This is a genomic window from Edaphobacter aggregans DSM 19364 (assembly GCF_000745965.1).
GTDB lineage: Bacteria > Acidobacteriota > Terriglobia > Terriglobales > Acidobacteriaceae > Edaphobacter > Edaphobacter aggregans.
On sequence record NZ_JQKI01000141.1, the window covers coordinates 1 to 12,519 of the forward strand.

General features: G+C 53.8%; 7 protein-coding genes. 2 read left to right on the forward strand and 5 right to left on the reverse strand.

The window, feature by feature from the left end:
- The first annotated feature begins 687 nt into the window (after positions 1-687).
- A complete protein-coding gene (locus tag Q363_RS26555; RefSeq protein ID WP_035356796.1) occupies positions 688-2,433 on the forward strand; it encodes a DUF262 domain-containing protein in 1,746 nt (581 codons plus the stop codon).
- Positions 2,434-2,536: 103 nt separating this feature from the next.
- Here Q363_RS26555 and Q363_RS26560 read toward each other — a convergent pair whose 3' ends face one another.
- From Q363_RS26560 to Q363_RS26580, 5 genes are all read right to left on the reverse strand, one after another.
- Positions 2,537-2,962, reverse strand: coding sequence for a very short patch repair endonuclease (locus tag Q363_RS26560; RefSeq protein WP_035356797.1), 426 nt, complete (start codon positions 2,960-2,962; stop codon positions 2,537-2,539).
- Between the two features lie 25 nt (positions 2,963-2,987).
- Positions 2,988-3,980 (reverse strand): PD-(D/E)XK motif protein, encoded by a 993-nt coding sequence (locus tag Q363_RS26565; protein ID WP_035356798.1) that lies wholly within the window; start codon positions 3,978-3,980, stop codon positions 2,988-2,990.
- On the reverse strand, positions 3,973-6,120 hold the full coding sequence (locus Q363_RS26570) for a Z1 domain-containing protein (RefSeq protein WP_211256362.1): 2,148 nt from the start codon (positions 6,118-6,120) through the stop codon (positions 3,973-3,975). Before Q363_RS26570 ends, Q363_RS26565 begins: the two co-directional genes overlap by 8 nt.
- A 218-nt stretch (positions 6,121-6,338) precedes the next feature.
- Complete coding sequence (locus Q363_RS26575; RefSeq protein ID WP_035356800.1) at positions 6,339-8,333, reverse strand: ATP-binding protein; 1,995 nt, start codon at positions 8,331-8,333, stop codon at positions 6,339-6,341.
- Positions 8,321-9,850: a DNA cytosine methyltransferase gene (locus tag Q363_RS26580; protein ID WP_051979375.1), complete on the reverse strand. Its 1,530-nt coding sequence runs from the start codon at positions 9,848-9,850 to the stop codon at positions 8,321-8,323. Before Q363_RS26580 ends, Q363_RS26575 begins: the two co-directional genes overlap by 13 nt.
- A gap of 2,382 nt (positions 9,851-12,232) precedes the next feature.
- Between Q363_RS26580 and Q363_RS26595 the strand changes: the two genes are divergently transcribed.
- On the forward strand, positions 12,233-12,519 hold a 287-nt coding region (locus tag Q363_RS26595), incomplete at its 3' end, for a transposase (RefSeq protein ID WP_035356802.1).

Consider the following 12,519-nt stretch of genomic DNA (forward strand, 5'->3'; position numbering starts at 1 on the left):
AATGTTCCGCAAGCTTCTTCGCCGACATCCGCACTTGCCTCCAACTATCAGGTAAGCGCGAAACCTCATGTACTTCCAACCGCAAACTTAGCCCGGTATTTCATGCGTAACCCCTGCAGGGCGAGCCCTTCGAGCTGGCGAACCTCGTTTTGATCGAAGGAGCTGACGCGCAGGTAGCCGACCCGTTGGCCCCTGGACGGCTTGCGCGTTCGAGCGGGCCGATGTGTCCGAATAGACTCTTTAACCATCGTCATTACCTGTACGATAACTCAGAATTAGACTCTATTACGACATTATTTCGCCGGATGTCGGACGTAGGGTTGGGCTATACCCAAACAAGACGCTCGTAGAAGCAGTCCGGCCGTGAGATGCCCCGCTCCATTCATAGCTGAAAGAGTCAAGCGGACTCGAAGACTCCAGACGCTAATGGCCGTCTTCGGTGCGAATGGGTTCTGCTCAGTGCTCCATTGCAGCTCGCAGCGCGCGGTCCATATCTGCTCGGCTGTGAGGGCCCGGTATGGCATGCGGTGCTATCGGCTCAGGTCGGCCTGCCAAGACCTCTAAATTCGTCATTGCGCGTTCGGATGAGTGCGCTTGACCCGATTGGGAGGGTGCCCTAGTGCCAACGAGCTTGGCCAGGGATGTTTGAGATCCCACCCCCTCTCGTACAATCATCGTGAGGACAAGATGGCACCTAAATGGCAGAAGCTTACCAATAGTTCGGATGAGACAAGTGTGGGATCCGTTTTATCTGGGGATTCGGTATTTACGATCCCATATTTCCAACGGCCATACAAATGGAAGCCTGAACGACTACAGCAGCTAGAGAGAGATATTCTTCAATTGGTTGATGGGCTATCCGACAATCATTTTCTCGGAGCCATCATCATCCATGGCCGTTCAAGCAATCCCGCCGATCCGAGGGTCTATGAAGTCATAGACGGTCAGCAGAGAATCACGACTATATACCTGTACTTATGCGCGGTAGTGAGAACCCTGTGCAAGATTGGCGAATATGACGAGGCTGTGAGTCTTTTCCTGAAATATCTTGTTATCAATCGCCAGACCAGTCTCATAACGAATGCAAAGCTGCATTCAAGTAAAGATGATCGGAAGCAACTCAATTTTGTAATGAAGGACTTGACTAGCGACCCGACTTTTTCGGAAAGACTGACACCCTTTGCTTTCAAACCGCTCCCGGCGGTTGGCAGCGAAACGGGCAGGCTCTCCAACAACTATCGGGCGATTCTTCGCTTTCTAACAAACCAAGTAAAGCTTGAAAAGGCTCCGCGGCTTCGCGCGATCTATACCGCTCTTCTTAGTCAGATATCTGTTGTCCAGATCGATGTTTTCGATCCGATTAATGGCCCTAAGATTTTTGACAGCTTGAATTCGAGACAGGAACCAATGACAACAGGAGATTTAGTTCGAAATGAAATCTTCTCAAGGGTCGCTGATCGCCCCCCTCACGAAGTAGAGAGCCTGGATGAGCAATATTGGCAGCCTTTTTACAAAAAATTTAAGTCCACTTCTGAACATTCTTCTTTTGACGGCTACTTTTTCCCCTTCGGATTGATAAAAGACCCAAACTTGAAGAAATCGGACGTATACGCACACCTCCGCAATCTTTGGAAGGCAGAACAGAGTCCGGCCACCATTATCGACGATCTGGGCTCCTATCAAGAGGCTTTCCTCGATCTTGAGAATGGCACCAATCTGCAAGATGTAACTTCTGCATTAGCCTCGGCGGTTCAGAGGCTTTCGGCGATTACTCCAACTTCTACATACCCATTCCTAATGCAATTATTGAAGTCACTGGCTTCAGGTGCTGTCACAGAGACAAATGGGCTTGAAGTACTAAACCTACTTGAATCTTTTTTGGTGCGCCGCGCAGTCTGTGGCCATGAACCTACTGGTCTACATGCAGTATTTAAGGGACTTTGGGGAGATTGTGGCGGAAGTCCGACGACAGAGAACGTGTCAAAGGCAATTCGTACTCATAAGACTGTGGTTTGGCCTTCTACAAAGGAACTCAAAGATTGTGCCTTGTTTCGGCCGCTTTATGGTTCGACCATCACGAACTTCTTACTAGTTGAGTGGAACCGCAGCCTCGGAGGTGACTTGCCCAACATTAAACCGTGGATCGAGCACGTATTACCGGACACGATGTCTGCCGATTGGAAGCAAATCTTCACCGAGAAGCAACATGAGGAGATGAAGAATCGGCTGGCAAATCTCATACCTCTCAGTCAGCCAATGAATCAGGGTCTCGGCAACGCTGGATACTCGACCAAGCGGAAAAAATACGAGGAAGACTCTATGTTTAAGGCTGCCAGAGACTTTGCAAAGGACTACGCGGATTGGAATCCGAAACAATTTGAAGCACGATCGATCATGATAAGTGACTGGTTAGCTATACGGTGGCCTAATTAGCGCTACAGGTTGCGAGTGTCTAACACCGAAGTGTCCATCACTTATTTTAAGTGGACACCTGTTCTTGCAGGTTCGAAGGCCCGGTTCGACGGCCCTCTGCCCATTACTCACACTCCAGCCACTTGATGACGAGGCTGACGACCTCATCAACAGGGAGTCGCGCCGGCCCTCTTAACATGCATTCCCATACCACCAGACTGCGCCAGCCCTCCTTTGAGAGGCTCTCAAGGGCGAGGGCATCCCTCGTTCGGTTGCTGCCAATCTTCGCGGCCCAAAACTCCGGTCTCGTAGCAGGAAGTTTGAACATTGGACAATCATGCCCGTGCCAGAAACAACCATTGACGAAGATCACGGCGTGAAAATGTGGAAACACCAAGTCGGGGCGACCCGGCAGGTCTCGACGGTGAAGGCGAAAGCGGAATCCGCGCGCGTGGAGTCCACGGCGCAACAGCATCTCTGGTTCAGTGTCCTTGCCACGGATACGGCTCATGTTGAGCCGCCGCTGCACCGGTGTCAGAACGTCGGTCATAATTTCGTTGCCATAATTCTATGAATCAGTGCACATAACAGGGGTTGCCGGCCTTGATTATCTCGGTTGCTTCCTCCAATCCCAACGCAGGCAAATTCGCTAAGTCCACTGTGTACCTCACCGAAACAACGCCTGAAGGGGGCCGGAAATCGTCGGGAAGTCGCGGGAAATCGTTGTCTACCGCATAGACGAACGCCTCGCGCACAAAGAAACGCAACAACTCGCCAGAATTCCGCATTTCCTCAGACCACCCCAAATTGACCATTTTTGCCATGAAGTTATCCAAGGCGGCTGCGTCGGCACGCAGCAGATCTATGATGGCATCCATGCGGCTCGCCAGTGTCTCATTACCCCCGACAGACTGCTCCAGCTGAATGGACACGAAGAGTAATTGGCATCCTGAAGGTACCCGTAACTGGTCCAAGCGGGACATCTCATGCTCGTGACGGCTCTTGCGTGTAGTCTTCACTTCGATGTGCAGGCAATCGCCAACGAAGTCGTGACGTTCGGATTCCGGGCCGCTCCATTGGTCGACCGCAGCCGGTCCGAGGCAAGGAATCATCAAGGTTTGGAGCACCAGCAACTCGCCGAAAAGTCCAACCTGGACGGTTTTGTCCATTTCCTGGCGAGCGGGCCTCCATGCCGATTGCCAAGCGCGAATAATTGCCGCCACTGCCATCCATGGATCTCGTTGCTCGACCAATACGGCTGTCAGGACATCCTTGCAAACTGGGGTGAATACCTGTTCGTGCGATGGGCTTGCGACGAGATCCAAGAACTCTCCTGTCTCCAGGCGACGATGTCGAACTTTGAGTCCGTTCAGATCGGGCGGCTTGGAGTCGATAGGACCACGTTGAACCGGAATTAGCAAATGAAGGTTTCCAGCAATATCCATGGCCATGAACAGCTGTGTTTCAATCCCGTCGGAGGTAATCGGGATCGTAGACAGAGCATCATCGCTGACAGGTCTTCTGGTCCTTAATTCGGCCCACTGCTCTCGCGTCGGTCCGTCAGCCATTGGACACCTTCCTGTTGACGATCCAGGAGCTTCCCACGTCCGACGTGTTCGGCAAGCTCAGGGCTAAGCCGATGACGGCGTCCGTGTGGCTGACTCCAAGGTGCAAGGCATCGAGGGGATATAGGATAAGCAGGCCTTGTGTAGCAGGTCTGGCCGCCCGCATCGCCTCGGCATCATAGGTTCCGCTCTCTCGCTTGTAAGCATCGGGTCCGCCCAGAAGATCGACCCCTTCGTGGCGTGGGTCTGTCAAAATGCCAATGCTTTCGCTGCTAATGCGCTTGCGTCGCACAAGCCCGATTTCCCGCCCGCCGATGATGGTCTGCCGCCCAGCCTCAGGTGAGGCAACGAAAATGGACCAGTCGGTAAGTTCGCCGGACACCGATCGCTCCATAATCCAGTCGGCAAGCAGGTCGCTTCGAAATGCCACAATGTCTTCGTTAATCTTGTACTGATGCAAAAATGCGCACACGGCCTCGGGGGATACATCTCGGGTAAGCAGACCACCATGGCACTGCAGCGACGGCGAAAGCGTAGAGATAAATTGGTCCGCAAAGACGCGATTGGCCTGCAACTTGGCGGGATCGGACAAAGGCAACAGAACGGTCTGCGGGTGCTCACCCGACCATGAGTCCTGTTGGGACAGCGCCATGGAGGCTTTGTTGCGGGCTGTAAGCAGGAGGTCACTGTGAGCGCGGAGTTTGATCGCCATCTGGTCGGGTCTTCGACCAGCTCGGCCCAGCGCCACGATAGAGTCTCTGAGTGACTGCTCGATTAAAGCGAGTTCCGAGAACCACCGGGCGATTCCGTCTGTGGTCCATATGCGGATCAGATCCTCATAACCGCGACGAAACCCATACCAGCGGGCCATCTGCAACAAGGTGTCGCACATGGTTGCAGTGCGTAAGAAATAGGAAACCGTCAGCCCCTCAAGAGTTAATCCCCGTGAAAGACGGTTGCCCCCCACGGCAACAACATGCCGCCCCGGCTTCTCGTCGTATTCCAGATTCTCACCTGCCACACTATTGAGTTCCAAAACCACGAGTTGGCGGAGAACAGAGATGGAAGCGTGAATGACCGCGGTGTCGTCGGCAGGAGAATCTGTGCCAACCTTGAAGGTATTCCACACAGGTGCAAAAAGCATTTCGAGGTTCTGGCCCTGCCGTTCTGCCTCTCTCCAAAGTTCCACCTGATCCCGGATTGCATTGGCAATACGTTCCTGATCAGAGGTTCGCTGGCTGACATGTACAAGCATTGTGTGGGACTTCCCCGCCAGTTCTGGGCGAAGGCTTCGCACCCCGCCTGCTAAGCAAAACGAAATGAGCGCGTCGGACAGCGACGCAGGCAAAGTGTTGTGGGGTTGTCTGATGACAATCTCGGCGGTTTTTCGCCTGCGATGTGCCCTCAATCCCTGGACGTCTTCGTCTGACACTATGCGCAGCAAGTCCCGATCTTGAGCAGAGACACCAAACAACTCCTCGGTTCCCGTATACCTTGGCGGCCGTGGCAATTGAATGACGAAATCCTTTGGGAAGAGGTCGTCGCCCACCCGTCGGTCAACGGCGTCAGGGTTGATCAGAATATTGGCGAAGGGCGTGGCCGTGTAGGCAATATAGGCAGCTTTCGTTGTTCGTGTCAGGATGGAACGGATGAGAGCATTTGTCTTGGATGGAGCCAGGCTCTCATCGTTTTCATCTTCATCTCCGACCGTTGGGTCAGGAGGCCTGTTGCTTCTGGTATTGATTGAAGCCTGATCGGCTTCATCGTCAATCAGCAACACAGGCATGTCGGCGAGATAGCGGTCTGCTGATTTCAGCCAGCCGTCAAGTTTCGCCAGTACAACAGGATTCTTTTTCACGACCGCAAGAAACGGAGCTGGGGACTGGAGGATGCGGAAATCCTGCGCCTTGAAGTCCTCAGTGGGATTGGTGAGGCAAATCCATTCACGTCCTCGCTCGGCTCGGGAAACGACGCCTTCCTGGTGGCCGGTCAGTTCCCGCTCAAGACGGTTCTGCGTCTGACTCCTAAGAGAGTCATGGATACCCGACATAACAATGACTATGCGGTAGCCCGCATCCACGGCGCGCGCTGCGACGGCCGTATAATTCGCCGTCTTTCCGCTTTGGACGTAGCCGACAACCAAGCCCCGACCCTGAAACCGGGATGTCCCTAGTGGGTCTTGCAGGTTCCGCAGTACCTTCAGGGACTCAGCTGCAACCGAATTCACCTGTTGTGGTTTCCATTTTGGATCTGCGCGGAGCAATGCCTCCAGACGGCCCCAGTTATACCAGGAGTCGCGAGTGAGCCGGTCTGTCCAATTGGGCCTTATCGGCACGGAGCCTACTATTCGCACGGTGGACATCAGATGCTCTTTTTGGCCAAAAGAAATTTTTGCACTTCCACCTCGTCCAGACCACCCAGGAAAGCAGCCAAGTGGGCGATCGCATGGGAATCGTTGTCAATCTGTTTAACCAGAGCAGAGAGGTTGGGGTCGAGGTCACTAACCTGCACGTCAAGCGCGCCGGTCAGTCCCTTGGTCACTTTCCAGACGAATTTATTGGTCTTCACTGCCTTGACAATAGTTCTCGGCTGAGGCTCCGGCTGCACACGAGACTTTTGGTCCGCGCTTGAGCCAACTGGTGTCGGCGCAATCGGCTTTGTTCCTTCGGAACTGACATCGCCACCTCTTGGTAGAGGCAAACCGGGAGTCGCCATTTTGCGGTACTTTCTCTGGCTTTCCCGCCGCACCACGTCAGCTATCTTCTTGATCTCCTCCTGTAACTGCTGCGGGAGCTCGACCTTCTGCTTGCTGATGTCGATCTTTAACGGATCGTCGAGGACTTTGTCGAAATCTACGATCACCCGCGCGAGTTTGGTCTTTTCGTCATTAGTAGCCCACATCTGATGCCATCCACCCCACTTGATCAGGCGGTCATGACGGTAGATGAATAGGCCTTGAGTTTCGTTCCGCTTGCCATGCAATCCAATCAAATCTAAAGCTTGGCGCACTCCTTCGGGCCCGTCGGATTTGTGGTGGTTATTGATCTCGTCTTCGGACGGCAGCAGATAAGCTTGTACCTGAACCTTGCCATCTTCGCTTTCGGTGGGGATTCGGATTGTCTTGATGTCATAAGCGGAAGCCAGCGGGTGCCCGCAGGGGTTGTTCGGCTTAATGGAGTTCTTGTTTATCGAGATAGCGACGGCTTTCCGCCCTGCAGCCCTGCCTTCGAGAAACCGATGGAACACCAGTGCCAAGTGGCGCTCTAGTAACATGATTTCTGCGGAATGCGGACTGATGCCGCGGGCTGTCGGCATTGCCTGTGGAGGGCGCATATCTTTCCAGAGGACAACCGTACCGCGGTCCTTAATGGCCGTTGCCTGCTGCTCCCAAACGTCTAGAGGATCGGATTTCGCGACCCACCCGTCCATGTCGTCTGAATCCCAAGTAAGGTGAGACGCTGGCTTGTCGGGGCGCTTGGTCACGACCGTGAACACCTTGGCCTGTGACCATGATGCGCCTTTCAAACCGTAGCCATATTTCCCAAGACTCTTTGTCTCGTACTCGATGTCGCTGCCGATCCGCATGGCCTCTGAAAGGTTGTCGGGGTCCATCCCGGTGCCATTGTCAGTAATGCTCAACCACCTCCCATGCCCGCCGTCGGGGCGTCCAAACGTGATGTCTATCTTCGTAGCGTCGTTGCTGATCGCGTTGTCTACGATGTCGGCGACCGCGCTCGGCAACGTATGTCCGACCGAAGCGAGAATCTTCACGAGCCGTGAAGGATTGGGGTCGAGCTTTACGCCGCGATTTCCCTTCCTTGCGCTGGTCACCTTGGTCAAATTCCCACCCCCAATCCTTGTAAACAGGTCAGGCCTGGCCTCTTCGAGAACCTGCCAAGCCCGCTCGCCTTCCTCGTCGTGAAGCGCTATCATCGCCGACTTTGCAAGCCCGCCACTCTCGCCATGAGCGAGAATTGCTTTGGTCACGGGGTGATCTGCTGGAAACACCGCCCAGGACCCCGAAGCGGGTACAGAGCCCGAGTCCACTTCCATGGCGAAAAGACAACCTGCGTCGACGAAGTGGTAGTACTTATCCTTTGGGCAGTTCCCTTCCAACCGCCAGTTTTTATCTTGACGTTTGAACCACTGCCGCGCTTGGGCAATTCCGTGGTCGGTGTCATACATCAGATTCATATCTATCTGATCGGAATCCTTAGCCGCCGGGAAGACACGATCTACGACATCGGCGTCAACGTTCACAGCGCGTTGCTTCGATTTTTCTTTTTTCTGACGTCTATACTCGTGAAACATCCCGAGTTCACTATGCGTCAGGATACGAAGAATCAGGAAGCGCATTTTTTATCCCTTCCAGCGGTAGTTGCAACAAGCCGCTTATCCAGTCCGAGCAGGTTACAACGAATGTCGGGCAACGATTGGCAACCAATCATGGATCGCATGGTCATGGCAATCGCGTAGGCAACGAGTGGAGGGACGGCATTGCCAATTTGTTTGAATGCCGGATTCATGCTCCCGCGCAGAACGAAACCATCGGGAAAGGATTGGAGCCTAGCAGCCTCACGCACCGATATCGTCCGCGCCTGCCTGCTGTCGAAATGAATGTGGCTATAAGAATCCTTCCCGAGGTGTGCCATCAGTGTGCGGACGGGCTTGTCGCGGTATAGCTTCCACCACTTGTTCGGGAACTTGTCGGGGTCGTATGGCAACGTCCACTGCTTGATAAACTCCTGAGTCTTGGTGCTCTCCGCACCGTTATTCTCTCCGGATTTCCAACGCATATTCATCATTTGCTGACGCTTCGCCTCGACAAAACGCCAGACTTCCGGGTACTGCCAACCTTCCTCCATCAGGCGGAAGATCTTATAATCGCGTGGCAGATAACGGATCACGTGGCCGGTGCTGTGATCGGTCGTTCCGAATTGGGGCCACTCTCGCATTAGCCTTGACCATGCGGACGTGGGCTTAGGCGAAGTGTAGGGCATCGGCTCGGACGGGTCCTTGCGGCCGCGTACAATTTTTCCAGCTTTCAGTAAATCGAGGGCGTGGAGTGGAGGAATATCCGCGAACGCCTCGTTCGCCGTTGTAGCCGGCGGCAGCCCAGCATCAAGGGATGGGTCGCTTATCCAGCAGTGGCTGTTCTCAATTTCCCGTCGAAGTCCCTTGAATTCGGGGATCAGCTTTCTAGCTGTTGCTCGGCTCCCCTCATATCCAGTAGGGATAAGAGAGTAGTGTGTCGGCGTCGGAAAAACGATGTCTGTCTCCAAATCCTGATGCATCCCAATCAAGAACATCCTCTCCCGCATTTGCGGAACACCGAACCAAGAGGCGTTGAGGAGTGTGTAGCGAACCAGATAGCCTTCCTCTTGGAGATGTTCGGCCACGGTCTCGGCGACATTCTTTCCGCCGTGGTTCAAAATATCCGGAACGTTCTCCATCAACAATGCGACGGGCTTAGTCTCCCGCACATAGTGCAGATATCGCCGCCAGAGATTTACTCGACCATCGACAAGGAAGGCGATGTCCGCATCGTCCTCGTCGCGGCGATGTGCCTCATGACGAAGTTTGGCACGGCCTACCCTGGCGAACGCCTGACATGGTGGGCCGCCAACCAGCACATCTACCTGCTCATCGACAGGACCGCGAATTCCGAGGTCGCGAAAAATTGAGGCAGGGGTCTCCGCGTTTATATCACGAGCCTTATAGTGGGCTTCGCGATGTTTCCCGTGGCTCATAGCAGCGAAGTTGGCTCCGTGGGACTCGGCGGCCAATGCATCAGACTCAACCGAGGCAATGAGTTCAAAACCTGCGGTAGCAAATCCAAGCGTGAGCCCGCCGCATCCAGCGAATAAATCCATAAATCGCGGCGGATTATTCCCCCGAAGTCTCACAATTTTGCGATGAATAGATTTTGACCTGGTCACTTACTGCATTCTAATGTTTCTCGGGAAAGTCTGACCGCAAATTGCAGATTTCAATACTCAGACTGGCTTTCCAAGACCTTAGCGATCGCGGTAGGGACCGCTGAAAGAGGGTTCTGGGGTTCCTCCGACGCCAAAATCAGACCTGCGGCACAGCCCTTGGTCATCCTCCGGCCCGTGGGCCCTCTGATGTTCGTCTTCGATTGAGAAAATGGGGCGCGAGCGACTGACACCAAGAAAAGACAGCAAAACGCGCAAGTGATAACGCGAAATACCGTGGACGGAAACTTGCTTCTTGAGGGGTCAGGGGAGCAATGGAACAGTGACCCGCCTCAAGGATATTGAAAAGTCGAAGGCGCAAGATCATCCATCGTCGTTCGGTACTCCAATCAGGAGCGGGGTGAGAGGTTGGTTGGCAGAAAACGCGAACAGATCGTCGGCTCTCGGCCAACTCGCTATTTCGGTGCGTTCTGAAGGTAGAAACTCATGGAGTTTCGTTTGGAGAGGTTTTTGTTATCCGGCAGTTGAGTTCTGGTATTCGGCAGTTGGGTAGGAGATAACGTTCGGTTGAGGTCGGACTCCTTCGTCAGCGTTTTCGTGCGCTACGCGCTGCAGAGCGTCGTAATCGTGCGGTTTAAGGATATTGACAGGCGGCTTTCCGCATTCCCTTAATTCGCATCGAGGCGGCTTTTCGCAAATGCCTCCGCGCTTGGCCAGTCAGCAGATACGTAGAGGGGAACTTGTTCCCTGCCGCCACACACCAATCTCAGGAACCGGTGACCGAACATAGTTGTATGGACCATCAACTCGCGCTAGGGCAAATGGATAGTGGTGGCTAAAAATCAGAACGTGATCTCCTTCGATCATCTCGTGAGCGAATGCCCACTGGTTCTTTTCTTCCAGGGGCAGCTCCTCATATTTCGCTCGGCACAGATCCCCAACGTCCCACTTGAAATCTAAGCCCACGAACCCGGCACTTAGACTCTCGGCTGCATGACGAGCCGAGCCGCCCGGGAAGTTCGGATGAAGCTGCATTCTCCATGAGGTCATTGCTACAACTCCCGCTGCTTTCAGATTTTCAGACCAAACCGCTTCCGGACCCACTCTACCAGAGACAGTACGCCAGTTCCTGAGTGCTAATGGCGAAACTCTACTTCCAATCACCGTTGCCGGGTTCTTCCATGCGTCCCACTCCGGCCAGCGCAAACAAGACTTGGCTCTCGGAGAGTGAAGCGATAGTTGGCTTTCTGATGTGAAACTGGAAAAATCCATGCAGTCGACCAAGTAGAGGGAGGATGTTTCCTCTCGAGCTGCTGCCGGCGAAACAGCCGCCGTCATCCGTCACCCACCCCAGGGACTATCCTGTCCGCAACGCCCACCCAAATGCTCTACCGCGCTCCGCGCAAAGCAAGGTAACCAAGCCTTCCTGAGTCTGTATGTCGTTTCTAGAGCCGTCCTCGCAGCAATCCGTTCTCCTGTAGGTAGGAGGAGAAGGCATGAAGCAGACCATCAGACGCTTTGGCGAACCCTGCGAGTGCCCTCGGTGGCCTAGTTTTACTCCGCCCTTGACAGCTGTTTACGTTTCCGCTTAATGGCTTCTAGTAAAGCACTTTCCTCGAAGTAGGTTTGCTTATTGTCCAAGAACTCAATGCAACGGCCGACAATCCTCGATGGTGGTGCCCCAACCAACGGATACCACAGAAGCTGAGATATGAAGAACAAGAGGGGGCAAGTTATCACTCCAATGAACACTCTGCTCATTACATAGCCAAATCGGGTGTGCCCATCAGGCTCCGCGGAGTACATTTCGGGCGAGTAGAAGATGGTCGGGTTGGTTCGCGAGTAGTGAATGCTGATCGATCGTTTTTCGATGGTATTTTCAATACTAGACTGCAAGACATAAGACTTGTCACATACTTTGAATGCGACATCGCCGGTTACCTGAATAGAGTGGAAGGAGTAAGCAACGTCGCTCAACCAGTCAAACGGACCTTGAAAACAAAGTTGACGTTCGTCTTGAGTTTCAAAATAGATAAAGAAATTGTCAAACGTGATTGCGTAGCTGAGAGGGTTATCATCCATCTCCCTGTGCGCTACATGATAGGCGACCCCCTGCGTCGTTACTTCGTCGCGGTCGACTAGTGTCTTGAGAAGTGTTCTTGCTTTGTGATTTGATTCGACTTGAAGACGCATGCCGCGGAAGGCGAGGATCAGGACTGCCAGTGCAATTCCTGCGCCTAGTACTACTGTGTTATAAAATAGATACCTTTATTTCGATTTCTCTGGCGCTGGCATCAGTGATGCCTTACGTTGACGTCGATGAGCCGCCATCGGACGAATTTCTCGCGCCAGCCTGATCGTCTGCAAGCCTATCTGGATGGTTTGACCCGGGTAGCCGGACATGCGGACCGAGTTGTTCCCATCGAAAACTACACCAAGGGCCTGATGCTTCCGATCGAGCGCAAGAGCGTGGAGCCGATGGCTGCGCGGCTTGCTCCCGGCAACGTACGCCAGATGCACCAGTCACTACATCACATAGTGGCCGATGCACCATGGAGCGATGACGCGCTTCTCGAGCAAGTGAGGCGTCAGGTTCTACCGGCGAT

What these genes read in the sequence shown, in the direction of transcription:
- Q363_RS26555 (WP_035356796.1), top strand. Translation starts at nt 688, where the DNA reads ATGGCACCTAAATGGCAGAAGCTTACCAATAGTTCGGATGAGACAAGT.
- Q363_RS26560 (WP_035356797.1), bottom strand. Translation starts at nt 2,962, where the DNA reads ATGACCGACGTTCTGACACCGGTGCAGCGGCGGCTCAACATGAGCCGT.
- Q363_RS26575 (WP_035356800.1), bottom strand. Translation starts at nt 8,333, where the DNA reads ATGCGCTTCCTGATTCTTCGTATCCTGACGCATAGTGAACTCGGGATG.
- Q363_RS26580 (WP_051979375.1), bottom strand. Translation starts at nt 9,850, where the DNA reads ATGGATTTATTCGCTGGATGCGGCGGGCTCACGCTTGGATTTGCTACC.
- Q363_RS26565 (WP_035356798.1), bottom strand. Translation starts at nt 3,980, where the DNA reads ATGGCTGACGGACCGACGCGAGAGCAGTGGGCCGAATTAAGGACCAGA.